The sequence below is a fragment of the Neobacillus phoenicis genome (genome assembly GCF_047302305.1).
Lineage (GTDB): Bacteria > Bacillota > Bacilli > Bacillales > Cytobacillaceae > Neobacillus.
On the sequence record NZ_CP154847.1, the window covers coordinates 4,250,692 to 4,277,338 of the forward strand.

The following is a 26,647-nucleotide window of genomic DNA, read 5'->3' on the forward strand; positions in this document are numbered from 1 at the left end:
CAGTTTATCCCACCATTCCCATTAAATATACTACTGTAAAGATAAATACCCAAACAACATCGATAAAATGCCAATATAAGCTAAATACATAGAATTTTGGCGCGTTGTATAGGTCTAAACCACGTTTTCCATTTCGGAACATTAATGTTAGACACCATAATAAACCAAACGCAACATGGCCTCCGTGAAAGCCAACAAGCGTATAGAAGGCAGAACCGAACGCACTACTTGTAAACTTATGTCCTTCATGAACATAATGAGAAAACTCGTAAACCTCTAGTCCTAAGAAGCCTGCTCCTAATAAAGCAGTTAAACCAAGCCATACCATCATTTTCTTGAAAGCAAAGTTTTTCATGTGATACATAGCGTATACACTTGTTAGTGAGCTTGTTAATAACAACATTGTTGCTACAAAGGTCAATGGAAGTTCAAATAAATCCTTTGCTAGCGGTTGAGCTGAATCTCCCACTTTATCCTTTAAAGCTAAGTAGGTTGCAAAGAGGGAGGCGAATAAAACCGTCTCTCCTCCTAAGAAGAACCAAAAACCTAAAAACTTATTTTTTGCTTCAAGGGTTGCTTTCTCCGGCGCAGCAGGCCATGTTTCATAAGTGAATTTTTCTTCAGCGTGCATTATGCCTTAACCCCCTTATCATCTTCATCAATAAGTTCTTCCTTGTGAATATGGAAACCATGATCATCTTTAACTGAACGAGTGAACATAGAACCCAATGTTATTAGTAGGCCTAGAATCATAACTGGTAGAGACCATGAAACCTTATCTTGATGGTACAATGCACCAAAAGCAGCAATGAACAAGCCGACAGACATAATAAATGGAATAAAGGATGAATTAGGCATATGGATATCACCAAGCGGCTCGGCAGGAGTCATAGCCTCTTTCCCTTCCATTTTTTCAACCCAAAATGCATCTAAACTACGAACAAGTGGCAACTGTTTAAAGTTATAGAATGGAGGTGGTGACGGAATAGACCATTCAAGTGTTCTTCCATCGCCCCATGGATCATTCCCAACCTTTACATTTTTCACTGATGTCATAATGATGTTAATTAACATAATAATGACACCAAGACCCATGAATGCTGCTCCAACTGAGCTTACCATGTTTGCTAATTCAAATCCTTGACCTGGAAGGTATGTGAATACACGACGTGGCATTCCCCATAAACCTAAGAAGTGTTGGATAAAGAATGTTAAGTGGAAACCAATAAAGAACAACCAGAAAGTAATTTTTCCTAGGGTTTCATTTAACATTGTTCCAAACATTTTTGGCCAATATAGATGTGTTCCTGCAAAAATTGCAAAGACAACACCACCGACAATTACATAATGGAAATGTGCAACAACGAAATAAGTATCATGATATTGATAATCCGCAGCTGCAGAAGCAAGCATTACTCCTGTTACCCCACCAGCAAGAAATGATGGTATAAAGGCAAATGCCCAATGCATAGGTGTGGTGAATTTAACACTTCCACCCCACATTGTTAAAAGCCAGTTAAAAATCTTAATCCCGGTAGGTACACCAATTGCCATTGTTGCAACCGCGAAAATAGCATTTGCAACTGGACCTAAACCTGTTGTAAACATATGGTGAGCCCATACCATGAAGCCTAAGAAACCAATTAAAACTGTTGCAAAAACCATGGATGAATATCCAAACAAGCGTTTTCTAGAGAAGATTGGAATAATTTCCGAGAAAATCCCAAACGCAGGAAGGATCAGAATATATACTTCAGGGTGTCCAAAAATCCAGAAGAGATGCTCCCAAATTACTGTGTTACCGCCGGCTGCCACTTCAAAGAAATTAGCTCCGAACATGCGGTCAAACATCATTAATACAAGACCCACTGTAAGTGGAGGGAATGCAAATAAAATAAGTGCTGAGGTTACAAATGTTGTCCAAGTAAACAATGGCATCCTCATGTACGTCATCCCTGGTGCACGCATATTAATAATCGTTACCAGGAAGTTAATACCACCCATTAATGTTCCAAAACCAGAGATCTGTAGACCTAAAATATAAAAGTCAACACCATGACCCTTTGAAGCCATTGCAAGTGATGCATAAGAAGTCCAACCAGCATCAGGTGCTCCACCTAAGAACCAAGAAAGGTTTAGGAACACACCACCGAAGAAGAATAACCAGAAGCTAACAGCGTTAACAAATGGAAATGCTACGTCACGTGCTCCAATTTGTAATGGCATTACCGCATTCATAAATGCAAATACAAGCGGCATTGCGGCTAAGAATATCATTGTTGTTCCGTGCATGGTAATAATTTCATTAAATGCACCTGCACTGACAAAATCATTGTTAGGTACTGCAAGTTGGATACGAATAAAGACAGCTTCAAGTCCGCCTATTAAGAAGAATAATCCACCTGCAATAAGATATAGGATGGCGATTTTCTTATGGTCAACAGTTGTTAAAAAGTCCCACAAAGTCGCACCAAATCCCTTTTTTTGAGCTAAGGTACTCACAATTTTACCTCCCTTTCAACCAATTCCCCATTTATTCCTGAACTTTTAAGCTCATTAAATATTCGGCTAACGCATCAAGCTGTTCATCAGACATTTCTGGATATTTTCCAGTCATTAAGTTCCCAGGCTTGTATGCTTCAGGATTTTTAATCCAGTTTTTTAACTCTTTTTTATTATGGTCTAATACACCTGCTACACGTGATCTTTCACCAAAGTTTGATAAGTTAGGCGCAATACGTGCAGTTTCAGGCATTTTATTAGCAGGAGTTACAGCATGACAGCCAATACAGCTCTTATTAAAGATTTCTTGACCTTGTGATGCTAAAGCTCCTGTTGCTTTTTGTGGTTCTTTCATATCCTGCATTGAAGTAACCCAAGCATCAAACTTGTCGCGGCTAATTGCCTTAACTTTAAAGTCCATTAGAGCGTGGCCTGGGCCGCAAAGCTCAGCACATTTTCCGTAGAATAGATTTCCAGCTTCATTAGCGCGCTTGTCATCAAATTCCAACCAGAATTTGTTGATATTTTCGGTATTGGTATCTAATTTTCCACCAACTGCTGGAATCCAGAATGAGTGTTTAACATCCATAGATTTTAAGCTGAAGTAAACTTTTTCATTTGTCGGAACAACTAATTCCTGACTCGTCACAATCTTTTGACCTGGATATTCAAAGTCCCACCAATATAAATGTGAACGGACATTAATTACTAATGCTTTAGTGTTTTTCTTGTCCATCTGATCAACATCAGCAAGTTTAAAAGTAGCTGCTACAGTTGGGACAGCTAGGATTAGAAGTAAAAGGATTGGTACAACAGTCCAAATAATTTCTAGTTTATGACTTCCTTCTACTTGCTTTGGAATCTTTTTGTCGTCCTTTCTACGGAAACGAACATATACCAAAACAAATATAATCATGACTACAACAATAACTCCAACCATGATTAAAGTACTTAACTTCATTAAATCATATTGCATGTCTGCAACTTCACCGGCTGGCTTTAACGCGGAAACGAATGGTTTGCCACATCCGGAGAGTAAAAGCGCTATCATCGCAAACAACGATACTAAACGCCAATTTGCAAGCCTTTTCATAGCTTAATCAAACCCCTCTTTCGCTAATAAAATTCTAAATATATAATGCTTGGTCAAAGAAGTATGTAGGTGGCTGACTCAAGGAGAATTTAAAACCTAAAAGTCAGCCAAAGCAAGCAAAACTAAATTAATGTAACAATCACCATCGCCACAAAAATAATAGTTAAATATTGCAAGGAGTAAACAAACATTAGTTTTGCCCACTTTATGTCATCTTTGATCCTATATCCATAAATCCCTAATACTAGCCACCCTATATTTAACAGAGTTGCAAGGATTAGAAATGGGATTCCTAATTTGGTAAGAAAAAATGGGATTGGCAGGAGTGCCGCCACCCAAAGTACAATATGAATTTTTGTTGTTTTAAAGCCCTTCACGACAGGAAGCATTGGAATTCCTGCTGCTTTATATTCTTTTACTCTCCTCATTGCTAGAGCATAAAAGTGTGGAGGCTGCCAAACAAACATTAATACAAAAAGCGACCATGCCATAATATCAAGATTTGCATCTACAGCTGCCCAACCGATTAACGGTGGTACAGCTCCTGAGATACTACCAATGATCGTATTAGAAACAAGCTGTCGCTTAGACCATAGAGTATAGAGAACTACATAACTAAAAACTCCAAGCAGTCCAATAACTGTTGCAGTCATGGTTGTTAAGAATAAGAACAGTGTTCCCAGTCCAATAAGTAAAATACCTAAAGTGAGAACTCTCCCCGGCAATACCTTTCCTGTTACAGTGGGTCTTCCTTTTGTTCTCTCCATTAGATGATCGATATCACGGTCAACGTAATTGTTTATAGCACATGAACCCGCAATGATTAGTGAAGAACCAGCCACTGTATAAAATACAATGTCTAAGTTTCCTAAAAAGCTTTGACCTGAAAAATGCAAGGCCAACCAAAGTCCAGTAAAAGTTGTAATAAGATTGGAATTTACGATTCCTATCTTTATCAAAGCCATAAAGTCTTTCCATACTGAGGTTTTTTCTATGTTAGAATGCAGGCTTGCAGAACCATTTTCAATGGATGGATCTCCATAAGCCTTTGTGTTGGACATAATTTCTCCTCCTAATCCTTCATAACAAATATTCACCAATTAACAGCTATCAATACTTACTAATTTTACCGTCTATTTTTTTTACAAAAAATTAGGGATAATCAGTTTATCTAAATTAAACAATTTCAATCATAAATAAACGTAAAAAGTAGTGATTCAAAAAACACTTTCTCTGTATATTAAATCACACTTTTTGATATTTTTGTGAATTTTTTTCGAATAATTTTTGACCAAATTGTGACACACCTTTAATATCAACAAAAAACCACTATATATAGTTCTATCACGCACTTTTCAAAGTTTCAATAGTTTTCACTATAATAATAGTGGAAAATATATATTATCCGATTGCCTTTTTCTGTTAGTAAACTTCTATAAAAATCTATGCTTAAATCCTGTTCATTTTCGACTTTATTCGTTATGATAAATAAGGACTTTTTAATCAAGTTACTTTTTCATTTATTATACTGTCAGGAATATCCAATGACAAATTATTGAACTATTTATGAGGTGATTTTTTGCGACGCTCTTTAAAGTGGTTGGCTGTTGCAACCACAATTGCAATGATATTAATCTTAATTGGCGGAGCTTTAGTAACAAAGACTGGCTCTGGAATGGGGTGCGGAAGATCTTGGCCTTTATGTAATGGTAAGTTTCTTCCATTAGAAATAACTCCAGAATTAGCAATCGAACTTGCACATCGGCTTGTTTCAGGAGTAGGTGGAGTTATGGTGCTTGTTCTATCCGTATGGTCTTGGAAGGCTATTGGCCACATTAGAGAGACAAAGTTTCTTTCCTTTCTCTCATTCTTCTTTTTACTGTTACAAGCATTAATTGGTGCGGCGGCAGTAAAATGGGGGCAATCAAGTTTTGTTTTAGCATTACATTTTGGAATTTCACTCATTTCTTTCGCATCTGTGTTTTTGTTGACACTTCTTATTTTTGAGGTCGATAAGAAATTCCAGGCCGATAAACTCTTGATTGATAAAAGGATGAGCTTCCACATTGTTGGAATTTCTATTTACAGTTATCTTGTTATTTATTCAGGAGCCCTAGTTAGACATACAAAGTCTAGCTTGGTTTGTCTAGATTGGCCATTATGCAAAAATGAAAATCCGGCATTTCCTACTGATATGTGGGAATGGGTTCAAATGGGTCACCGAGCAGCCGCAGGGCTCATTTTTCTGTGGATTGCATATGTTTTATTTATCGTTATTCGCCACTACAAGCATCAAAAAGTTTTATTTTGGGGTTGGATTATATCATTCATCCTCGTTTCTTTACAGGTGATTGCCGGGGCATTTATCATATTTAGTAGACTTAATTTGTATATTGCGCTTCTTCATGCTTTCTTTATTACTTGTTTATTTGGAATGTTAAGTTATTTTCTTCTTCTATATTCTCGCTCTAAAAAGTATCATTCGTAAGAAAAGCGTAAGCGCCTTGGTCAGCCCCGACTGGCAAATGTTCTTCTGCAAAAAAAGTCGCTCTTTGACTTTTATTGCAGAAGGTTATTTGACCCGAGGGGCTAGGCGCTGGAGCTGGACAATTCTCGAAGTAGAATATACTTTCTAATAATGTAAAAAGAGGTTGACTCCTTACGGGTCAACCTCTTTTATTGCATATAGAAGACCTTGCCGTCCTGACTGCGCTGTCGCGTTTCTTTTGTTTCTTTGTTTTTATATTTTTTTTCAAATTTAACAAACATGGAGACATTCACTAAGATTCCAGTTGCTGCAGCAAGCATCAAGAGTGAAGACCCGCCATAACTGATGTATGGTAATGGAACCCCAGTAAGTGGTATTAACCCAGATACACCAGCAAGATTAATAAAGGATTGAATACCAATCATACTCGAAATTCCAATTGCGAGCAGGCTCCCAAAAGGATCCTTACATTGTAAGCCAATATAAATTCCCCTGAGTACCACATAACCTAACATGAGAATGACAAAGCCTACGCCCCAAACTCCTAGTTCTTCTGCAATGACTGCCATGATAAAGTCTGTATGTGATTCAGGAAGGTATCCAAGCTTTTGGATACTTTTTCCCAGGCCTAATCCATTGACGCCACCGGACCCAATAGCAATATAAGAATTCGCTAGATGAAATCCCGCATCCTTAACATATTCCTTAGCAAATGGGTTATCCAATACTTCCAATCGGCTCATTTGTTCATCCGAGAAGATTTTCCCCCAAGAAACAAGTATAACCGGTAGAAGAAGAATAAGGACCATTAGTAGTAATTTCAATATTGTCTTTGGACTCATCCCAGATGCAAGAATGATGGTCGCTGCAATAGCCGCAATGATGGCAGCCGTTCCGAAGTCAGGTTGAACCCCAATCAATACACATACTATGAAAAGATAGCCAAGTGGAGGAAGAACTCCTTTATTAAACTGATTGATATATGCCTGTTTTTTCGCATAAACAGCAGCCAAATAAATAATAACAGCCAATTTGACAAATTCTGAAGGCTGGAGAAGAAAAGTCCCTATTGCATACCAGCTTTGGGCATTGTTCTTTACTTCTCCGAAGGCAAATAGACCTAGAAGCGAGATAATAGAACCTAACACCATCGGAAGTTGAAACCATTTTGTAAATTTCATAATTTTATATGGAACGATGGCTGTTACCAAAAAGATGGCAGCAAATCCTAACAAAAATATTTTTTGCCTTTGGTAGAAAAAATCACTGCTAACTTGATATCGTTGAACTGCGTAAGCCATACTTGCACTGTAGATCATCACAAGTCCAAATGCACACAAAAGAATGATGGCAATGATTAAGGTATAATCATATGATTTCAGTATTTTTTTTACCATATAAGACGTCCTCATTTTTAAAGTATTGATAATGTACAATCTATTATAATAGAAAATGAATATGATTACTTGATGAAAAGAAAAATTGTTACAACATTTTAATATAAAGCTACATTAAACTTTTCTGTTAATTTCCGCTCCAGGCGCTTCGCTTTCCGCGGGCAGTCGGGGAGCCTCCTCGTCGCGTTGCTCCTGCGGGGTCTCCCCTGACACGCTATTCCCGCAGGAGTCTTCGCGCCTTCCGCTCCAATCAACAGAACACAAAAATCAACTATGAACTTTTACACAACCAATATTAAAAAAACCCAAACAATTTGTTTTGTTTGAGTTCTCTAAGTTTATTTTCTTAAGGATGCATCATGAAGCGCTGATAGTTCTCTTTCTAATTTATCTAAAATCGCTTTTCCATCCTTGACTTCTATTAAGCCTAATCGAACAGCAAAGTCTATTTCTCGTGATAGGCCAAACATTTGTGTATCCAACACTTCTTCATAAAGTGGGCATTGAGGCATCGTGAGATTGTCCATTTGCACTTTGATAAGCTTCAATATCTTTTCAGCATCAGCCTGCAATAATGCTAAGGCTTTTTCCTGATGATTCACGATCATTTCAGACGCCAACATTAATCCCCCCATTTCAGAGCGATAATTCAACTTATCTATAAATTTTACCGTTTACAATAGAAAATTGCAAGAACAATCAAGGCTATTACAAAATGGGATTCAGTTTATGACATTCCCTAAAAAAAAAGCTATACTTAATAGGGTTAGACTTTAGGGGGTAAAGATAATGGAAAATATCATAATGATTACAGGTAAAGTAAAATATACAATTACACTTGATCCAGGTGTATGGATTTTTGATGACCGACGTATCGATTTAACCACTTACTTTTTAACAAAAAACAAGAATTCTGATTCATTAGAAGAGTATACGAAGGCAGTTTCTAAGCATTGGGATCGTGAAATTATGGAAGGAGCTATTTTCCCACCCACACTAAAATCGGAGAAAAAATTCGAAAAAGAAAAAGTGTTAACAGGAACGTTCGGTATTCCTTTAAAACCCTTCTTATTAAATGCTGAGCCTAACAGCGACGCACTAACATTAGTTATTCATAGTAAGGATAAACAATATGAATTTCCACTTGAGGATGCGTATGATTTAATAGTGGGATTCTCAAAAGAAGGCAAACCATTATCATCAGACGGACCTATTCATATTTATTTAAGCGATGGTTCCAACCAAGATAATCCTATTAAAAATGTAACTGGCTTTACAATAAAATAAGACGGGAGCCATGTGGCGCCCGTTTTCCTTTTATCTTATAATAAATCTGCTGCAAGTCGGGCCAACCCTGACCGTTCCCCTTTTAGTAATTTTACATGCCCTGAAATAACTTGGTCCTTAAATTTTTCAACCACATAGGTTAACCCATTGTTATAGGCATCTAAATATGGATGGTCAATTTGTTCCGGGTCTCCCATTAACACAATCTTACTACCCTCTCCTACACGTGTTAGGATTGTTTTCACCTCATGTTTCGTTAAGTTTTGCGCTTCATCAATTATGATAAATTGCTTAGGTAAACTTCTACCACGAATATAAGTCAGCGCCTCTACTTCAATCGACCCCATTCCTGCCAATATCGCATCGAGTTCACCTGGCTTTTTCGTGTTAAAGAGATATTCCAGATTATCATAGATTGGCTGCATCCACGGTCTCAGCTTTTCTTGTTTTTCACCCGGCAAGAATCCTAAGTCCTTACCCACTGGTACAATCGGACGTGCCACCAATAACTTTTTATATTCTCTAAAGTCTTCTGTCTGCATTAACCCTGAGGCAAGGGCTAATAAGGTTTTACCTGTACCTGCTTTTCCGGTTAATGTAACAAGCGGGATATCCTTACGCAATAATAATTCGATAGCCATGGTCTGCTGTACATTTCGTGAGTGAATCCCCCAAACATGCTCCTGATTTAACGTTAATTTTTTTACCTTTTTTCCATTTTTATCAACCATTCCAATGGCAGAGGCAGAACTTCCTAAAGAATCTTTCATAATGAGGAACTGGTTAGGATAAAAAGGGTGGTTTGCTAACTCAGAAAGGTTTAATTCTCCTTTCTCATAGAACCGCCCCAATAACTCAATTGGTAGAAACAGTTCAAAAAATCCAGTATATATATGATCAATTTCTACCACTCGGTCGCTTAAAAAGTCTTCCGCAGCTAAGCCAATTGCATCAGCTTTTACCCGCACTAAGGCATCCTTACTCACAAGAATAACAGGTTTGCCATCTTCCTTCGTTTGTTCCTCAAGAAATAAGTTCTTTGCAACCGCTAATATCCGGTTATCATTGGTCTTTTCAATAAAAATATCTTGAAGTTCATGAAATGTTCGGTGATTTAATTCAATTCTTATTGTTCCTCCGTTTTCAAGCGGAATTTTTTCATGTAGCTTACCAGAGGCTCTTAGGCCATCAATTAATCTAGATACATGTCTTGCGTTTCTACCAATTTCATCCATGTACCTTTTCTTTGAGTCCACTTCTTCAAGAACCACTGCGGGAATAACAACTTCATTATCTTCAAAGGAAAAAATGGAATACGGGTCTTGTAGCAAGACATTTGTATCTAACACGTATATTTTACTCAAAGCAACGCCTCCTGCTTTACTTGTTGTCGGGTCTGTTAGAGTATATCAACAACCCTTTTACTAGAATGGACTTTGGTAAAATATATGTTTATTGGAATAAAGATAGAAGAAGTTCCGCACAATATTTGTTAATGGAACCACTAAATTTGTCTAATTAAAATTAGTTGATGTTGCTAAATTTTACTTTTATTTTGCAACTTGGAGGTATGGGTCAATGAAGAATATTGGAATGATAATTGTAATAGGCCTGCTTTTGGCGGGATGCAACACTGATAACAATAAAGAGACAGCTAAAAATGCTAATCAGTCATTAGTAAAGGTAAAGAACAGTTATATTGAAAATGTTGATCGAAAAACTGGACAGCAAATTTCAAAGCGTTTAGTTAAATTAGCAACAAGTGTTCCGAATGTTAATGATGCAACAGCAGTTGTGATAGGAAATTATGCAATTGTTGGCATTGATGTGAATTCTAAAATTGATCGTTCTCAAGTTGGGTCAATTAAATATTCTGTAGCTGAAAGCTTGCGTAAAGACCCTTACGGCGCCAAAGCTGTTGTTGTAGCCGATGCTGACACAACTGCCCGATTAAAAGAAATACAAGGTGATATTAATAAAGGAAGACCGGTTCAGGGGATTATGGAGGAGTTGGCCGACGTTGCTGGTAGGTTAATGCCAGAAATTCCTGGAGACCTAATCACACCAAGCCCTAAGAATTCCACAGAAAAACCAAAACATAAGCTTCCAGAGAATAAGGAAAAACAATTAAGAAAAGAACAAAACGATCAATCCAATCACTATAAAGAATAAGAAAAGCGTAAGCGCCTTGGTCAGCCCCGACAGGCAAATGTTCTTCTGCAAGAAAAGTCGCTCTTTGACTTTTATTGCAGAAGGTTATTTGACCCGAGGGGCTAGGCGCTGGAGCTGGACAATTCTCGAAGTCGAATTTTATACTTTCTTATTATGAAAAAAGCTTAGGATTCCTCCTAAGCTTTTTTCATTGCATCCATAACCTGATTGTCTAATTTTTGAGCTGCATTTTTATCATATGTCTTATCATATTGTACTTCTGTTACTATTTTAGAGCCGTAAAACATGACATCCCTGACTTCTTTAATAGCCACTTCAACCAATGCCAGCTTTAATGGCACCTCTTCAAGTCGTTCTACTTTAATCTGTGCTTCCCCTTGAATGGAGTAGGTAGATTCATTTGCAATGAGGTTAATCACTACCATGTTATTTTTATTAATATTTTCCAATATTCGGGAACGATTATCTACAGAAAAATAAATTGTATTTTCATCCTTCGCTAACACCCAGGAAATTGCACTTACATTGGGTCCCCCTGTTTCATGGTCGACTGTCGCTAACGTTACAAATCTTTCTTTTTGTAACTCATCATATAACGGCTTGATAAGTTTTTGTTCTACTTGATTTGGCATTCTTACAACCCCTTTAACTTTTCCTTGCTCTGTAATAAACAGATAATTTCATATTACTACTATACCTTTTTTGGTTCAACTTTAACCAATTGATTCCCTGTCTGCTTTCTAACATGGTATACTATAAGAAAAGCGGAAGCGCCTTGGTCAGCTCCGACAGGCAAATGTTCTTCTGCAAGAAAAGTCGCTCTTTGACTTTTATTACAGAAGGCTATTTGACCCGAGGGGCTAGGCGCTGGCGCTGGACAATTCTCGAAGTCGAATTTTATACTTTCCTATTATATAATACAAACATTCTGTTTTTAGAAAGAGTCGAAGAGGTGCCTTAATGCGAGTAAAATGTGTAATTTGTGATAAAATTGAATCGATTGAAAATGAATCGTTGATAGCTAAGAGGCTTCGCAATCGCCCCATCCATACATACATGTGTAATGAATGCAGTGAAAGAATTACAGAGAAAACGAATGCCCGAATAGAAACAGGAAATTTTAAATTATTCCGCACCAAATCTGAGAAAGATGAGTGGTAAGGAGAAATCAGAGGTAACCGTAAATTTTTACACTGAGAAAAAAAGCTAAGTAAAAGACAATTGATAATTTTGACAACATGTTGATTGGAGCGGAAGGCGCGAAGACTCCTGCGGGAAAAGCGTGTCAGGGGGAGACCCCGCAGGAGCGAAGCGACAAGGAGGCTCCCCGACCGCCCGCGGAAAACGAAGCGCCTGGAGCGGAAATCAACTGACTAGTTAAAAAAGAAAAAACCGCTTGCTTTATCTAATAGATAGAGCAAGCGGTTTTTTTTATTCTTCAATCGGATAATTCTCATACTTTTCAGGTTCTTGATTGATTTGATTTAACATGATCTCAATCAATTCACGAGGATAACGAACCTTCTTTGTCTCATCACCTTGTTGATAGGTGACATAATACATGACAGCATCTGTTGTGATGCTCAGGTTTGAAACGTGATGCTGATTCGTTAGCATCTCGTCAAAAAAGGCACGAGTTTCTTGTGCTGCTGTGTCATCAGGACGGGCATCACAAACAACTTTAATCGTAAGCCAATTATACAGTGCATCTTGTAAGGATTTCATTCTTTAAACCCCCGTTATTTCGCTTCAGCCTGATGCTTGTTTGATTGGTGCAGGCGGATTTTATAAATAATTAACAACAACGCGGCTGCACCTAAACCTTCTGCTATTGGCAGAGCATATGAAAAAAACAACATAAATACGCAACCAACACAAAGGCTAATATAAATTACTATGTTTTTCAAAAGAGGCAGTTTTTTTGCAAAGCCCAACCGGTAGACAATTACGGACAGGATGACAATAAATACATATTGTAGTAACACACCTGTTTCTACATCGTTCGTTAGCTCAATAAAAAATCTTAGACTTGGGGAGAAGGATTTTAAATCTTCCACAGCGTGCACCTCATTAATTAGCTTAATTCAGCAACCTTTTTCTTTTTAGCCGCTCTTTCACGTTCATTTTTATCAAGAATTTTTTTACGAAGACGAATTGATTCTGGAGTAACCTCACAATATTCGTCATCATTTAAATATTCTAATGACTCTTCTAATGTCATGATACGCGGTTTTTTAATTACAGATGTTTGGTCTTTGTTAGCTGAACGAACATTTGTCGCCTGTTTCATTTTTGTAATATTAACGGTGATGTCATTTTCACGAGTGTTTTCGCCAACGATCATCCCCTCGTAAATTTCCGTACCTGGTTCAACGAAAATTGTTCCGCGGTCTTCTATTTGCATGATACCATATGTGGATGCTTTTCCAGATTCCATTGACACAAGTACACCTTGGTGTCTTCCACCAACTTGACCTGACAACATTGGCTGGTAGCTATCAAAGGTATGATTAATAATTCCATAACCTCGAGTCATTGTTAAAAACTCAGTTGTGTAACCAATTAACCCACGTGCTGGTACATTAAAAATTAAGCGAACTTGACCAGAACCATTGTTAATCATATCAATCATTTCACCTTTACGGGCACCGATTGATTCCATCACTGAACCTGTATGTTCTTCTGGTACATCAATTTGAACTCTTTCAACTGGTTCACAACGTACACCATCAATAACTTTAACGATAACTTCTGGTTTTGAAACTTGGAGCTCGTAGCCTTCGCGACGCATGTTTTCAATTAGGATTGATAAATGAAGTTCACCACGGCCAGAAACGATCCATGCATCTGGTGAATCGGTGTTTTCAACACGTAAACTTACGTCTGTTTGCAATTGAGCGCGTAATCTTTCTTCAATCTTTCTTGAAGTTAGATACTTACCTTCTCTACCTGCAAATGGACTGTTATTAACAACAAAAGTCATCTGTAATGTAGGCTCATCGATTCGTAGAATTGGTAGTGCTTCCTGATGTTCAATTGGACATACCGTTTCACCAACATTTATATCTTCCATCCCTGAAACAGCGATCAAGTCGCCGGCTACTGCTTCTTGTATTTCTTGTCGTTTTAATCCAAAGAAACCAAAAATTTTGGTCACACGGAATTGCTTAACTGAACCATCTAATTTCATCAGTGCTACTTGTTGACCGACTTTCATCGTACCACGGAAAACGCGACCGATTCCGATTCTGCCAACATAATCATTGTAATCGAGAAGGGCAACTTGGAATTGCAATGGATCTTCACGATTGTCAACTGGAGCAGGGATATATTCAACGATAGCATCATACAAAGATTGCATATTTTCATCTTGCTTTTCTGCATCAGTACTTGCTGTACCATTAATTGCTGAAGCGTAAATAACCGGGAATTCCAACTGGTCTTCAGTTGCTTCAAGTTCGATAAACAAATCGATCACTTCATCGATTACCTCTGCTGGTCGAGCGAAGTCACGGTCAATTTTATTAACAACAACAATTGGAGTTAATTTCTGCTCTAAAGCCTTTTTTAGAACAAAACGTGTTTGTGGCATACAACCTTCATAGGCATCAACGACAAGCAATACACCGTCAACCATTTTCATGATTCGTTCAACTTCACCGCCAAAATCTGCGTGTCCAGGTGTATCTAAGATATTTATGCGAGTATCTTTGTATTGAATGGCAGTATTTTTTGCCAGGATGGTAATACCACGTTCTCTTTCCAAATCATTGGAATCCATTGCACGTTCTTCGACATGTTCATTGCTACGGAATGTACCAGATTGTTTTAACAATTGGTCAACCAATGTTGTTTTACCATGGTCAACGTGAGCAATGATGGCTATATTACGAATATCTTCTCTAATTTTCAAAAAATTCCACTCCTACCTATATTCTAAAAATAAAACTATTTATAGTTTCCCATATACAACTAAAACATTATACCATAATTAAAGTGGAAACCTATAAGCATTTTATGTAGAATAAAAAATATAGCTAAAAAACACAAGTCAAACCGTTTTTGGTTAACTGTAGGACTTGATATAAAGGGGTAATAAAATGAATAAGATTAAGTGGCCAATGCTTGTTTATTCTATTCTTGCAGCAGTTTGTATCATGGGAATTGGAATTGCAATTGGAGAACAGAGCATGCTCGGAGCAGCTTTCTGCGTCCTTGGATGTTTTGTCATTATGGGATTAGGGTTTAAAACAAAAAAGAAAATGAGAGAAAACGGAGAACTTTAAACATTCTAAGTAAAAAAGAAGCCATCTTGGCTTCTTTTTTACCATTTACCATTTTTTAAATAATCCTTTAAAATGATTTGATGCAAACCTGGTTTTGCGGTGAACAATGAGTCCTTGGAAAGAAAGTCCAATTTTTCACCTCTTAAATTTGTCACTACTCCACCCAATTCTTCAACTATAATTGCACCTGCAGCAACATCCCATGGTGATAACCTCATAGACAAGTATGCATCAACCCTACCTGTTGCAACGAACACCATTTCAAGTGCTGCCGTTCCATATGAACGAGTCCCCCTTGCAGCTCTAACTAGAGGAATCATTAAATGGTGATCAATGCGATGATTCTCCATCACCCAGGTAGCATTAAGAGCTATTATGGAATCCTCTACCTTTGCTTCTTTTAAGGGTGGGATTGGCTTATCATTTAAAAATGCGCCATCTCCACGTTTGGCATGGTATAACTCATCATGAACTACATCATAAATAAGTCCTACTTTACCTATTCCGTTTTCGTACACGCCAAGAGAAATAGCAAAATTTCTTTGTTGATGGATAAAATTCATCGTTCCATCAATCGGATCAATTAGCCATACAACCCCCTCAAGGGTTTTAAATTCGTCACCAAATCCTTCTTCCCCCAAAATATGATGACCGGGATAAACCTCCCTAATCTTCTTTATAAAAAACTGTTCTATTTCTTTATCCATATTCGTTACTAAATCATTACGGTTTGTTTTCGTCTGGATATTCAATGTCTTATCAAAGGATAATCGGATCGTCTCTCCGGCTTCCTTCACCCATTGCTTAGCATGAGTATAAACTTCTTCCCAGTTCATTATTAACCTCCAATGCTCATATTTTCCAATGTATGTAGTATGGAACATGACCATTCCATTGATGTACTTATAGCTTAATCAAATTAAGGGACCACATCAACTTTTTGACATATTTTGTTTTAAGTTAAATTAATCACACAAAAGCACAATAATAAACGAACTCCCCTTACTAATATTTCGGAGTTCGTTTAGGTAAATCCCTTCACTATTCTTTTTCTGTCCCTTCTTATTTGTTTCCCTTTAGAAAATAAGTACTTAGGGTTCACAAAAGTGCTATTAAAGAGCCTTTAATCGTAATAATTCCTGACGAATTCTCTCTAACTTTTGTTTACATTCCTTCATTTTCTTCTCGTTCTTTTCTTCAATTGCTTCAAATAAGGTAGCTAGTTCATAATCCATTTCTAATCTTAATACAGCTGTTCTTTCCTTTTCGCCTGCTTTTTTTAAAGAAGTATTCATTAGTTGTTTCATCTTTCTTCTCCCCTTTCATATTATTGACTTATTTTTCAGATTATTTTTTTTACTGTATAATATGAGTCTGCTTGATATGTTGCAACAAATATGTGCTTTAACCTAGAAGAGCAACAAACTTCTTCAAATTTCCTTCCTATGCTACAATAAGTGACAAATGGCTTGTTGGAGGTATTATGATGGATTTCAAGGGTTTAACACAGGAGGATTTTGATGTTTTTTTAATAGATGGCTTAGAGGCAAGAATGGAAGCTTTAAAAAGTACTATTCGTCCGAAGCTTGAAGAGCTCGGTGGATATTTTGCACCTACTTTATCGACACTTACTGGTGATGAAATGTTTGTGCATGTAGCTAAACATGCTAGAAGAACAATCAATCCACCAAAGGATACATGGGTGGCCTTTGCTAATAATGCAAGGGGATATAAAATGTTGCCACATTTTCAGATTGGGCTTTGGCACACCCATTTATTTATTTGGTTTGCAGTCATATATGAAGCCCCATCAAAAAATACGATTGCTGAAAGATTTCTAAAGAAAGCAAACAAATTATATAAGGAAGTTCCCGCTGAATTTGTATGGTCACTTGACCACACGAAACCAGAAACAGTTAAACACGATGATTTATCAAAGAATGACCTTAAGGAGATTTTTGAAAGACTGAAGAGTGTAAAAAAAGCTGAGTTACTCTGTGGTTTAACCATCGATAAAGAAAAGGCTATTGGGTTAGGTGCTGACGGATTGATCCAGCAGATTGAACATGTTTTTCAAACAGTCGCACCTCTATATAAACTAGCTCAAAATATTAAATAAAAAATCATGGTATAAGATTTTATAACGCAAATCAACTCTATGTAATCAGAATCAGTTACACTTGGCTTGTTCGGTCACGTAGAAACGGTCTATGTTACCCCAATCGTTCACCGATAGCTTGCTCGGTCTCGTAGCACCCTTCTATGTTACCCATTGGGTTCACGGACGGCTTGCTTGGTCACGTAGAACCTGTCTATGTTCCCAAACCGTTCACCGATGGCTTGCTCGGTCTCGTAGAACCTGTCTATGTTACCCAAACCGTTCACCGATGGCTTGTCCGGTCACGTAGAACCTGTCTATGTTACCCCAATCGTTCACCGATAGCTTGCTCGGTCTCGTAGAACCTGTCTATGTTACCCAAACCGTTCACCGATGGCTTGTCCGGTCTCTTAGAACCTGTCTATGTTACCCCAATCGTTCACCGATGGCTTGTCCGGTCTCTTAGAACCTGTCTATGTTACCCAAACCGTTCATCGATGGCTTGTCCGGTCACTTAGAACCTGTCTATGTTACCCCAATCGTTCACCGATAGCTTGCTCGGTCTCGTAGAACCTGTTTATGTTACCCAAACCGTTCACCGATGGCTTGTCCGGTCTCGTAGAAACCTTCTATATTACCAAATCATATCTATGTTGGTGTTTCAATGCAAAATAATATAGATACTATGCAAAAGAAAGCTCCCTAGATATAAATGATCTCGGGAGCTTTCCTATTTTACATTTTAATTTTGTCACCTGATGAGGCTTCTTTGGCTTTTTTAATTGTTCGATACGAAGAATAACCACTTATCTCCTCAAACTCGCCACAAAGAGTCTTTTCTTCAGCAATGCTAGGAACTATTTCCTTAAAACGACGATAGACCTTCATTAGCTCATCGCGTTCAATTCCCTTTTCATATGCTTTTTCGATGGCCTCAAAGAATTTAATCACATCAACAATTTCATCGGTGGACCAGCTGTAATGAATTGGGTATTGGTACTCCATTGTTTCACCTTCTAACTTTTTTCAATAAAGAGTATGATACCTTTATTTTCCCCACTTTGCACGAATTTCTTCTGCTTCTTTTATCATCCGTTCAAATAACTCTCCAACAGAGGGTACATCTTTTATTAATCCCATTACTTGGCCAGCCCAAGCAAACCCTTCATCTTCAACTCCTTCATAGATATAGCGTTTATTCGCCATTCCACTAATAAAGTCCTTTAGCTCATTATAGTCACCTTTACTTTTCTCGATTTCTAGAATTTTATTAGTCCAACTATTCGCGATCGCTCTTGCTGGTGTTCCTAAGGTCCTCTTGATCACAACAGTATCTGATTCTGTTCCATCTACTAACCTTTTCTTATACAGTTCATTTGCATGAACACATTCCTTTGTGGCAATAAATCTTGTTCCCATTTCAATACCCTCAGCACCTAAACTAAGTGCTGCCATCAATCCTCTTCCATCTCCAATTCCACCCGATGCGATAACAGGAATGGAAACAGCATCTACCACTTGAGGGATTAATACCATGGTTCCAATATCATCCCTGCCAAGGTGGCCACCACCTTCCTGACCAACAACCATTACAGCATCCGCACCAAGTTCTTCTGCTTTGACAGCCTGCCTTCTTGCAGCAACAAGGACTAGAGTTTTTATTTCAGTTCCTTTCAACTGTTCGAAAATTGGAGCCGGGTTCCCTCCTGTCATAGAAATAACTGGAACTTTTTCATCAATAGCAACCTGTAAAAAATCTGAAAACGGTCTACCATGTTGACCTATTGCAAAATTAACCCCAAATGGATTGTTTGTTAGTTGTTTCACTTTTCGGATTTCCTCACGTAATTCATCGGGGTGACTCAAGGACATCGCAGTAATCTGACCAAGGCCCCCGGCGTTGGAGACAGCAGCAGCTAATTCAGAATAAGCTAAATAGGCTAAACCGCCCTGAATGATTGGATATTTAATGTTTAAAATTTCTGTAACCCTCGTACGCCAATTCAATTAATTTTCCCTCCTAAATGTTTGTTACTTGTTATTTCGTCTTAAAAGGTTAATTTTCCTCTCTTAATGAGAAACTAACTTGAAACAAACAAAAGCATTAGGCTGAAATAAATCCTATGCAATATAAAAAAATAGTGCTATAATTCATTTGTTTTATGTTTTTTATAGACTTGATCTTAAGAGTATTTCTTTATAAAGAGGTGTAGTTAGATTGTCACAAAATCAAACACCGTTATTTAGCGGTTTACTGGAACATGCAAAAAAAAATCCCACTCAGTTTCATATACCTGGCCATAAAAAAGGGGCTGGAATGGATCCAGAGTTTCGCCAATTTATTGGTGATAACGCCCTATCTATAGACCTTATTAACATTGGTCCCCTTGATGACTTACATTCACCAAAGGGTATGATTAAAAAAGCACAGGAACTAGCAGCAGAGGCTTTTGGTGCGGACCATACCTTCTTCTCTGTTCAAGGTACAAGCGGTGCTATTATCGCTATGGTAATGGCTGTCTGTGGACCTGGTGAGAAAATTATTGTTCCTAGAAATGTTCATAAATCTATTATGTCTGCTATTGTTTTCTCTGGTTCTATTCCAGTGTTTATTCATCCGGAAATCGACAGGGAATTAGGGATTTCTCATGGAATCACTCCAGAGTCCGTAGAACGGGCATTACAACAGCACCCAGATGCGAAGGGTGTATTAGTAATCAATCCAACCTATTTCGGTATTTCTGGAGACCTAAAGAAAATTGTTGAAATTGCTCATTCCTACGATGTTCCTGTTCTAGTGGATGAGGCACATGGTGTTCATATTCATTTTCATGATGAACTTCCTCTTTCAGCTATGCAGGCTGGTGCGGATATTGCAGCAACAAGCGTCCACAAACTGGGAGGTTCAATGACTCAGAGTTCTATTTTAAATGTACGTGAAGGCTTAGTCTCTGCCAAGCATGTACAATCGATTTTAAGTATGCTTACAACGACTTCAACATCCTATTTATTATTAGCTTCTCTTGATACTGCACGAAAGCAATTAGCAACAAAAGGCAAGGAATTAATTGATCGAACGATTAAATTAGCCCAATCCACACGTAAAAAGATTAATGAAATTGATCATATTCGTTGCATTGGTGAAGAAATTTTAGGCTCTAATGCCACATTTGATTACGATCCGACCAAGTTAATCATCTCAGTGAAAGATTTAGGGTTAACAGGTTATGATGTTGAAAAATGGTTGAGAGAAAAGCATAATATTGAAGTAGAACTATCTGACTTGTATAACATCCTTTGTATTATCACACTTGGTGACACAGAAGTAGAAACAAATCTCTTAGTAAAAGCCCTGAAAGAGCTTGCTGAGGAATGTGAACACCGTTCAACAAAGGTTGAACCCGTTGAGGTTCTGTTACCTGAAATTCCCGTACTGGCTTTAACCCCTAGAGATGCTTTTTATGCTGAGACCGAAGTGATTCCTTTCGATGAATCTGAAGGAAGAATTATTGCAGAATTTGTTATGGTGTACCCACCAGGTATTCCTATCTTCATCCCAGGTGAGATTATTACTAAGGAAAATCTTCATTACATTAAAGAAAATCTAGAAGCGGGCCTACCTGTACAAGGACCGGAAGATGATGAAATGAAAACTATCCATGTAATAAAAGAGTATAAAGCAATAAAATAACCATAAAAAATAAAGGCTGACTCGAAGTAATGAGTCAGCCTGTTTATATTTGGTAGCAATATTTATACTTCTTCTTCGATATGGTGGTTATCACAGCAATTGCATTTAGAGTATAGTACCGTTACTTTTTCATCTTCAAAATGATCAATAGTAGAGTTACAAGTTTGACATACAAGTGTACCCATTTGTCCTATCCCCTTTTCATAATTAAATGTCATGCTATGAAAGCGTTTAAATATCCTTAATTAGATAATAATATATCACATTAATAATTTCAAGCCTAATTTGTATGACACATTTAAAAAATATCATAAAAAAAAGACCACTTAAGGCCTATTTTTAACATTTAGGAAAGTATAAAATCCGACTTCGAGAATTGTCCAGCTCCAGCGCCTAGCCCCTCGGGTCAAATAACCTTCTGCAATAAAAGTCAAAGAGCGACTTTTCTTGCAGAAGAACATTTGCCTGTCGGGGCTGATCAAGGCGCTTGCGCTTTTCTTATTTTATTATTCATATTGGGTGACAAAAGGAATGGACGGTAGTGTTTCTCTAAAAAATTCAGCTAGATCAGCGGCCTGCTCTTTATCAGGGATACGGAATACGGTTTGAAGGTAATCAATATCTTCAATATCTTTGGGGTCTAGGAGTGTGGAACGTCCGGTTTGCATGCAAATCACAAGAGGCTTTCCAAAAAACATATTGGTGTAAATAATTCCAAAGTCATAACGAGTATCTTCAGTAGTGAAGCCAATGAACCTCACTTTTGCACTTTCATGCTCATCATAGAGCTTATCAAATAATTCCATAAGACTCCTCCTTTTAATTAAATATTTTGAATATTATTATAATTTATATTTAAAAAAATAACAAGAAATGAACACAATTTAATTCTTCTAATTGTTGTCATCACTTTTTATTCAATGCTAGAATAGAAGGGCATATACTACGGACTAATAGGGGGGAATGATGATGGCTGTAAACGCATTTATTAAGCTCGTGCCTTCATCTGCAAAACAAACGATAACCATTGATGAGGTTAAGGAATTATTTTATTATTATAAAGATATTACATCCAAAACAGGCGATCAGGTAAGCTGGGAATTTGGAGAATCTGCCTTTCCTTATGACATCAAAGAAACTGAAGACGGTAAAGGGAAATGGTTTTACCTACAAGCCAATATAGAACGTTACTATGCCATACTAATTGGTGTTGATACCGAATCGATTCAAAATGATGAGGGTGTTATTAGTGAACAAACATACATACAAGTCACTCTTCCTGAACAATCTACTTATGGAGATAAAGGAAAAGCGAATGAATTTTGTAAATTTCTTGCTAAGAAGCTTAAAGGCGAGCTTCATCTTTTTAATGAAAGAGTCATGTATTATTACCCAAGAAAATAAAGGCTCCTATAGGGGCTTTTTTTAATGCATAATTTGTGCCATTGTATAATGAAATGAAGTATATATAACTAAGCTTAATGCGGTTATAAAGAGGGTTTTGCGGACTGATTTTGTGACGTAATTTCCTATTAAAAAGGCTAAGTAAAAAAACACAAAAAACATAATGACTTTATAGATGAGTTGATCATGCTTTGAAAGCCATTCAATAAACGTAAATCCGCTCCAAATAATAAATTGTAAAAGCATAACAAGATATACTCTCATTTTTATCACCACTCAAATTCCATCTCTTTAACCATTTGGTATTTTAAGTATATGAATAAAATCGAATCATAAGTTATTTTTTTAACACCTCCTTTATATTAAAATTCGCTGAAAAAAAATAAAGTCCTCTCCGTTTTTCGGAAAGGACTTTTATTTTTCATTATTTAATGATATGGATTGGGCTGCCTAGGGCAACTTCTGCCGCTTCCATTGTAATTTCTCCAAGTGTTGGGTGAGCATGTATTGTCATCGCTAAGTCCTCAGCTGTCATTCCAGCTTCAATTGCAAGACCAAGTTCAGCAATCATATCAGACGCACTTGCACCGGCAATTTGCGCACCAATTACAAGACCATCTTCTTTTCGTGTGATTAGTTTTAAGAAACCATCAGCACTGTCAAGAGAAAGAGCACGACCGTTTGCTGCAAATGGGAACTTAGCAGCAACCACTTCAATGCCTTCTTTTTTAGCTTGGTCTTCAGTATATCCTACCTGTGCTAACTCAGGATCAGAGAAAACAACTGCTGGAATTCCTAAATAATCAATTTCAGACGGATGACCAGAAATAGCCTCAGCTGCAATCTTAGCTTCATATGATGCCTTATGTGCTAATTGTGGACCAGCAACAACATCACCAATCGCATAAATATTGCTTACGCTTGTACGACATTGCTTGTCAATTTCAATTAGGCCACGGTCGCTTAACTTCACTCCAGCTCCCTCTAAGCCCATTTCATCAGTGTTTGGACGACGGCCAACCATGACAAAAACATAATCAGCTTCGATTTTCTTTTCTTCGCCTTTTGTTTCAAATGTCACCACTACGCCGTTTTCAGTTTCTTCGACACCTTTAGCAAATGCTTTTGTATAGAATTCCGCGCCTTTTTTCTTCATGGAACGCTTAACAAGAGCAGCCATTTGCTTATCAAATACTCCCATGCCTAAAATTTCATCTGCACCCTCTAAAATCGTTACTTGCGTGCCAAAGTTTGCATAGGCGCCACCAAGCTCAACCCCAATAACACCGCCGCCAATAACAACGATCTTCTCAGGAATTTCATTTAGATTAAGTGCTCCAGTAGAATTTAGAACACGTTTCGAATATTTAAAAGCAGGTAACTCAATTGGGCGTGATCCAGTTGCAACGATAGCATTTTTAAACGTATATGTTTGTGCAGATTTTTCATCCATAACACGTAGTGTATTAGCATCGACAAAGTACGCTTCACCACGGACAACGTTCACTTTGTTACCTTTTAGTAATCCTTCAACGCCACCAGTTAATTTCTTAACAACACCAGCCTTGAATTCTTGAACCTTTGAAAAATCAACCTTAACATTTTCAGCTGTAATACCGAAAGAAGCAGAATGTACAGCTGTTTCATAACGGTGACCCGCAGAAATTAAGGCTTTTGAAGGAATACACCCAACATTTAGACATACTCCACCAATATATTCCTTTTCAACAATGGTTACTTTTTGTCCAAGCTGAGCAGCACGGATTGCTGCAACATATCCTCCAGGACCGGAACCGATGACTATAGTATCTGTTTCAATTGGGAAATCTCCAACTACCATTTTTCTTACGCCTCCATTAACAATAGTTCTGGATCGTTCAATAGACGTTTAATATGATTCATTGCGTTTTGCGCTGTTGCACCATCAATCATTCGGTGGTCGAAGCTTAAAGATAATGCTAATACAGGAGCCGCAACAATTTCACCATTTCGAACGATTGGTTTTTCTGCAATACGACCTACACCAAGAATAGCCACTTCTGGGTGGTTGATAACTGGTGTAAACCATTGACCGCCAGCAGAACCGATGTTAGAAATTGTGCAAGATGCACCCTTCATTTCATTTGGAGCAAGTTTTCCATCACGAGCTTTTCCAGCCAATTCATTAATTTCATTTGAAATAGTGAAAACTGACTTACGGTCAGCATCTTTTACTACTGGAACTAATAGACCTTTTTCAGTATCTGCTGCAATTCCGATGTTGTAGTAATGCTTGTGGATAATTTCATTTGTTGCATCATCAAGAGAGGTATTTAATGCAGGGAACTCTCTCAATGCACTTGTTAATGCTTTTACGATATATGGTAAGAAAGTAAGCTTGATGCCTTTTGCCGCAGCTACTTCTTTAAATTTCTTACGATGAGCAACAAGTTTTGTTACATCGATTTCATCCATAAGGGTAACGTGTGGAGCAGTGTGCTTAGAGTTAACCATTGCTTTCGCAATTGCCTTCCGAATACCACTCATCTTCTCACGTGTTTCTGGATATTCCCCTTGTGGAATTGGAGTTGGTGCCGCTGCTGCTGCCTTAGGAGCTTCCGCCACTGCTTCAGCTGCTTGTGGTGCCGCCTGTGGTGCTGCTGCTCCTCCACTTAAGAAGGCATCAATATCGTTCTTCAAAATACGTCCATTGTTGCCTGTTCCTGCAACCAAGCCAATCTGAACACCTTTTTCTCGTGCATATTTACGAACAGATGGCATAGCGATAATACGGCGATTTGGGTCTACTTCCACTGCAGGTTGAGCTGCTGCTGCTGCTGGTGCAGGTGCTGCTTCTGCCGCTGGTGCAGGTGCTGCTGTTTCTTGCTTAGCTTCTGGTGCAGGCGCTGCTGGTGCCTCTTGCTTAGGCTCCTCATCACCATGGTCACCTTTGAATTGTAGATTTTCATATCCTGGAGCATCAAATGTTACGAGAACCTGTCCAACAGTCGCTACAGTTCCTTCGCTAACTAATACTTCCAAAACTGTTCCTTCTACTGGAGAAGGGATTTCAACTACTGCTTTATCATTTTGAATCTCGCAAAGTACGTCGTCCTCTTGGACTTTATCGCCTGGTTTGATGAACCATTTTACGATTTCCCCTTCATGAATACCTTCACCGATGTCAGGCATTTTAAATTGGAATGTGGTTGCGGTTGCGCTCACTGGGATTCATCTCCTATAGTATATAGATTTCAGTAGATCCTCTTTTAGAAAGTTAAAACTTTTTTAGCTGTTTCAATTACGTCTTTATAGTTTGGAAGCCATACGGATTCAGCTTGTGAGAATGGATAAATTGTATCTGCAGCTGTAACACGTAATACTGGTGCTTCTAAGCTAAGAATGGCACGATCGTTGATTTCAGCTACCACGTTAGCTGCGACCCCTGCTTGTTTTTGTGCTTCTTGAACAACAATGGCACGGCCTGTTTTTTCAACAGAAGCAATAATTGTATCGATATCAAGCGGGCTAATTGTACGTAAATCAACAACTTCTACAGAGTGTCCTTCTTTAGCTAATTCTTCTGCAGCTTTTAATGACTCATGTACCATTGCACCGTAAGTAATGATAGATAAATCCGTACCTTCACGTTTTACATCCGCTTTTCCAAGTGGAATTGTGTACTCTTCTTCAGGTACTTCCTGACGGAATGCACGATATAATTTTAAATGTTCTAAGAATACAACTGGGTCATTGTCACGAATGGAAGACAATAATAATCCCTTTGCATCATAAGGAGTTGAAGGAACAACAACCTTCAAACCTGGTGTTTGTGCCATTAAGCCCTCTAAGCTGTCTGAGTGAAGTTCAGGTGTATGTACCCCTCCACCAAACGGAGAACGAACAGTTATCGGCATATTATAACGGCCACCAGAACGGTAACGCATACGTGACATCTGTCCTGCAATAGAATCCATTACTTCGAATACAAATCCGAAGAATTGAATTTCAGGGATTGGACGGAACCCTGTTAATGCTAGACCAATTGATAGTCCACCAATACCAGATTCAGCAAGCGGTGTATCAAACACACGATCTTCGCCAAACTCTTTATGAAGCCCTTCAGTTGCACGGAATACTCCGCCATTCACACCAACGTCTTCACCAAAAACGAGTGTTTTAGGATCGTTGCGCAACTCAATTCTTAAAGCATCAGTGATTGCTTGAATCATTGTCATTTGAGCCATGAC

The 26,647-nt window shown here is 38.0% G+C and carries 29 protein-coding genes; 8 read left to right on the forward strand and 21 right to left on the reverse strand.

All coding sequences use genetic code 11. The annotated features are described in order from the left end of the window. Nucleotides 1-4: 4 nt before the first annotated feature. The 4 genes from AA0X95_RS21800 to cyoE form a co-directional block, all read right to left on the reverse strand. A complete protein-coding gene (locus AA0X95_RS21800) occupies nucleotides 5-631 on the reverse strand; it encodes a cytochrome (ubi)quinol oxidase subunit III (RefSeq protein WP_413301529.1) in 627 nt (208 codons plus the stop codon). Then, nucleotides 631-2,502 carry a cytochrome c oxidase subunit I gene (ctaD, locus tag AA0X95_RS21805; RefSeq protein ID WP_413301531.1) on the reverse strand — a complete coding sequence of 624 codons (1,872 nt, stop codon included), beginning with the start codon at nucleotides 2,500-2,502 and terminating at the stop codon, nucleotides 631-633. The genes AA0X95_RS21800 and ctaD overlap by 1 nt, the downstream gene beginning before the upstream one ends. Nucleotides 2,503-2,533: 31 nt before the next feature. After that, complete coding sequence (coxB, locus tag AA0X95_RS21810; RefSeq protein ID WP_413301533.1) at nucleotides 2,534-3,595, reverse strand: cytochrome c oxidase subunit II; 1,062 nt, start codon at nucleotides 3,593-3,595, stop codon at nucleotides 2,534-2,536. 122 nt (nucleotides 3,596-3,717) lie between these two features. Next, nucleotides 3,718-4,656, reverse strand: a complete 939-nt coding sequence (cyoE, locus tag AA0X95_RS21815; protein ID WP_413301535.1) for a heme o synthase — start codon at nucleotides 4,654-4,656, stop codon at nucleotides 3,718-3,720. Nucleotides 4,657-5,174: 518 nt separating this feature from the next. Between cyoE and AA0X95_RS21820 the strand changes: the two genes are divergently transcribed. After that, on the forward strand, nucleotides 5,175-6,083 hold the full coding sequence (locus tag AA0X95_RS21820; protein WP_413301537.1) for a COX15/CtaA family protein: 909 nt from the start codon (nucleotides 5,175-5,177) through the stop codon (nucleotides 6,081-6,083). 188 nt (nucleotides 6,084-6,271) lie between these two features. Here the strand turns inward: AA0X95_RS21820 and AA0X95_RS21825 are convergent, their stop codons facing one another. Then, the gene (locus AA0X95_RS21825; protein ID WP_413301539.1) at nucleotides 6,272-7,480 is read right to left on the reverse strand and encodes an FtsW/RodA/SpoVE family cell cycle protein; all 1,209 of its coding nucleotides are present in this window, start codon (nucleotides 7,478-7,480) and stop codon (nucleotides 6,272-6,274) included. A 338-nt stretch (nucleotides 7,481-7,818) separates the two neighbouring features. Beyond that, on the reverse strand, nucleotides 7,819-8,100 hold the full coding sequence (locus tag AA0X95_RS21830; protein WP_413310152.1) for a YlaN family protein: 282 nt from the start codon (nucleotides 8,098-8,100) through the stop codon (nucleotides 7,819-7,821). Nucleotides 8,101-8,269: 169 nt separating this feature from the next. On the opposite strand from AA0X95_RS21830, the gene AA0X95_RS21835 reads away from it, so the two are divergent. Further along, nucleotides 8,270-8,767 carry a peptidyl-prolyl cis-trans isomerase gene (locus AA0X95_RS21835; RefSeq protein ID WP_413301541.1) on the forward strand — a complete coding sequence of 166 codons (498 nt, stop codon included), beginning with the start codon at nucleotides 8,270-8,272 and terminating at the stop codon, nucleotides 8,765-8,767. Nucleotides 8,768-8,802: 35 nt separating this feature from the next. Here the strand turns inward: AA0X95_RS21835 and AA0X95_RS21840 are convergent, their stop codons facing one another. Then, complete coding sequence (locus AA0X95_RS21840) at nucleotides 8,803-10,131, reverse strand: PhoH family protein (RefSeq protein ID WP_413301543.1); 1,329 nt, start codon at nucleotides 10,129-10,131, stop codon at nucleotides 8,803-8,805. Between the two features lie 214 nt (nucleotides 10,132-10,345). Here AA0X95_RS21840 and AA0X95_RS21845 point away from each other — a divergent pair, with 214 nt between their 5' ends. Further along, nucleotides 10,346-10,939 carry a YhcN/YlaJ family sporulation lipoprotein gene (locus AA0X95_RS21845; RefSeq protein ID WP_413301545.1) on the forward strand — a complete coding sequence of 198 codons (594 nt, stop codon included), beginning with the start codon at nucleotides 10,346-10,348 and terminating at the stop codon, nucleotides 10,937-10,939. A 176-nt stretch (nucleotides 10,940-11,115) separates the two neighbouring features. On the opposite strand, the gene AA0X95_RS21850 is transcribed toward AA0X95_RS21845, so the two are convergent. Beyond that, nucleotides 11,116-11,571: a pyridoxamine 5'-phosphate oxidase family protein gene (locus AA0X95_RS21850; protein WP_308080308.1), complete on the reverse strand. Its 456-nt coding sequence runs from the start codon at nucleotides 11,569-11,571 to the stop codon at nucleotides 11,116-11,118. 328 nt (nucleotides 11,572-11,899) lie between these two features. Here AA0X95_RS21850 and AA0X95_RS21855 point away from each other — a divergent pair, with 328 nt between their 5' ends. Continuing rightward, nucleotides 11,900-12,100, forward strand: a complete 201-nt coding sequence (locus AA0X95_RS21855) for a YlaI family protein (RefSeq protein ID WP_308080309.1) — start codon at nucleotides 11,900-11,902, stop codon at nucleotides 12,098-12,100. A 270-nt stretch (nucleotides 12,101-12,370) separates the two neighbouring features. Here AA0X95_RS21855 and AA0X95_RS21860 read toward each other — a convergent pair whose 3' ends face one another. The 3 genes from AA0X95_RS21860 to typA are packed head-to-tail and all read right to left on the reverse strand — an operon-like array spanning nucleotide 12,371 to nucleotide 14,852. Beyond that, complete coding sequence (locus tag AA0X95_RS21860; RefSeq protein WP_413301547.1) at nucleotides 12,371-12,664, reverse strand: hypothetical protein; 294 nt, start codon at nucleotides 12,662-12,664, stop codon at nucleotides 12,371-12,373. Nucleotides 12,665-12,678: 14 nt separating this feature from the next. Beyond that, nucleotides 12,679-12,996 carry a YlaH-like family protein gene (locus AA0X95_RS21865; RefSeq protein WP_413301549.1) on the reverse strand — a complete coding sequence of 106 codons (318 nt, stop codon included), beginning with the start codon at nucleotides 12,994-12,996 and terminating at the stop codon, nucleotides 12,679-12,681. Between the two features lie 17 nt (nucleotides 12,997-13,013). Then, nucleotides 13,014-14,852 carry a translational GTPase TypA gene (gene typA / locus AA0X95_RS21870; RefSeq protein ID WP_413301551.1) on the reverse strand — a complete coding sequence of 613 codons (1,839 nt, stop codon included), beginning with the start codon at nucleotides 14,850-14,852 and terminating at the stop codon, nucleotides 13,014-13,016. A 187-nt stretch (nucleotides 14,853-15,039) separates the two neighbouring features. On the opposite strand from typA, the gene AA0X95_RS21875 reads away from it, so the two are divergent. Further along, the gene (locus tag AA0X95_RS21875) at nucleotides 15,040-15,225 is read left to right on the forward strand and encodes a YlaF family protein (RefSeq protein ID WP_413301553.1); all 186 of its coding nucleotides are present in this window, start codon (nucleotides 15,040-15,042) and stop codon (nucleotides 15,223-15,225) included. A gap of 38 nt (nucleotides 15,226-15,263) precedes the next feature. Here AA0X95_RS21875 and AA0X95_RS21880 read toward each other — a convergent pair whose 3' ends face one another. After that, a complete protein-coding gene (locus AA0X95_RS21880; protein ID WP_413301555.1) occupies nucleotides 15,264-16,061 on the reverse strand; it encodes an inositol monophosphatase family protein in 798 nt (265 codons plus the stop codon). A 276-nt stretch (nucleotides 16,062-16,337) separates the two neighbouring features. Continuing rightward, the gene (locus tag AA0X95_RS21885; protein WP_308080315.1) at nucleotides 16,338-16,532 is read right to left on the reverse strand and encodes a hypothetical protein; all 195 of its coding nucleotides are present in this window, start codon (nucleotides 16,530-16,532) and stop codon (nucleotides 16,338-16,340) included. A 179-nt stretch (nucleotides 16,533-16,711) separates the two neighbouring features. Here AA0X95_RS21885 and AA0X95_RS21890 point away from each other — a divergent pair, with 179 nt between their 5' ends. Next, on the forward strand, nucleotides 16,712-17,344 hold the full coding sequence (locus AA0X95_RS21890) for a YktB family protein (RefSeq protein WP_413310155.1): 633 nt from the start codon (nucleotides 16,712-16,714) through the stop codon (nucleotides 17,342-17,344). A 714-nt stretch (nucleotides 17,345-18,058) separates the two neighbouring features. Here AA0X95_RS21890 and AA0X95_RS21895 read toward each other — a convergent pair. Continuing rightward, nucleotides 18,059-18,328 (reverse strand): UPF0223 family protein, encoded by a 270-nt coding sequence (locus AA0X95_RS21895; protein ID WP_413301557.1) that lies wholly within the window; start codon nucleotides 18,326-18,328, stop codon nucleotides 18,059-18,061. A gap of 42 nt (nucleotides 18,329-18,370) precedes the next feature. Continuing rightward, nucleotides 18,371-19,330 (reverse strand): NAD(P)H-dependent flavin oxidoreductase, encoded by a 960-nt coding sequence (locus AA0X95_RS21900; RefSeq protein WP_413301559.1) that lies wholly within the window; start codon nucleotides 19,328-19,330, stop codon nucleotides 18,371-18,373. Between the two features lie 211 nt (nucleotides 19,331-19,541). On the opposite strand from AA0X95_RS21900, the gene AA0X95_RS21905 reads away from it, so the two are divergent. Beyond that, on the forward strand, nucleotides 19,542-21,014 hold the full coding sequence (locus tag AA0X95_RS21905) for an aminotransferase class I/II-fold pyridoxal phosphate-dependent enzyme (protein ID WP_413301561.1): 1,473 nt from the start codon (nucleotides 19,542-19,544) through the stop codon (nucleotides 21,012-21,014). Between the two features lie 62 nt (nucleotides 21,015-21,076). Here AA0X95_RS21905 and AA0X95_RS21910 read toward each other — a convergent pair whose 3' ends face one another. Then, nucleotides 21,077-21,199 (reverse strand): GapA-binding peptide SR1P, encoded by a 123-nt coding sequence (locus AA0X95_RS21910; RefSeq protein ID WP_307289124.1) that lies wholly within the window; start codon nucleotides 21,197-21,199, stop codon nucleotides 21,077-21,079. A 321-nt stretch (nucleotides 21,200-21,520) separates the two neighbouring features. Beyond that, nucleotides 21,521-21,820 (reverse strand): DUF3055 domain-containing protein, encoded by a 300-nt coding sequence (locus AA0X95_RS21915; RefSeq protein ID WP_413301564.1) that lies wholly within the window; start codon nucleotides 21,818-21,820, stop codon nucleotides 21,521-21,523. Between the two features lie 163 nt (nucleotides 21,821-21,983). Here AA0X95_RS21915 and AA0X95_RS21920 point away from each other — a divergent pair, with 163 nt between their 5' ends. Further along, nucleotides 21,984-22,418, forward strand: a complete 435-nt coding sequence (locus AA0X95_RS21920) for a DUF1885 family protein (RefSeq protein WP_413310159.1) — start codon at nucleotides 21,984-21,986, stop codon at nucleotides 22,416-22,418. A 21-nt stretch (nucleotides 22,419-22,439) separates the two neighbouring features. On the opposite strand, the gene AA0X95_RS21925 is transcribed toward AA0X95_RS21920, so the two are convergent. The 4 genes from AA0X95_RS21925 to AA0X95_RS21940 all read right to left on the reverse strand — a co-directional run bounded on the left by AA0X95_RS21925 (nucleotide 22,440) and on the right by AA0X95_RS21940 (nucleotide 26,644). Next, nucleotides 22,440-22,682, reverse strand: coding sequence for a hypothetical protein (locus AA0X95_RS21925; protein ID WP_413301566.1), 243 nt, complete (start codon nucleotides 22,680-22,682; stop codon nucleotides 22,440-22,442). 160 nt (nucleotides 22,683-22,842) lie between these two features. Then, nucleotides 22,843-24,258, reverse strand: coding sequence for a dihydrolipoyl dehydrogenase (gene lpdA / locus AA0X95_RS21930; RefSeq protein WP_413301568.1), 1,416 nt, complete (start codon nucleotides 24,256-24,258; stop codon nucleotides 22,843-22,845). Nucleotides 24,259-24,263: 5 nt separating this feature from the next. Further along, the gene (locus AA0X95_RS21935; protein WP_413310161.1) at nucleotides 24,264-25,589 is read right to left on the reverse strand and encodes a dihydrolipoamide acetyltransferase family protein; all 1,326 of its coding nucleotides are present in this window, start codon (nucleotides 25,587-25,589) and stop codon (nucleotides 24,264-24,266) included. Between the two features lie 77 nt (nucleotides 25,590-25,666). Then, on the reverse strand, nucleotides 25,667-26,644 hold the full coding sequence (locus AA0X95_RS21940; RefSeq protein WP_413301570.1) for an alpha-ketoacid dehydrogenase subunit beta: 978 nt from the start codon (nucleotides 26,642-26,644) through the stop codon (nucleotides 25,667-25,669). Nucleotides 26,645-26,647: the final 3 nt, after the last annotated feature.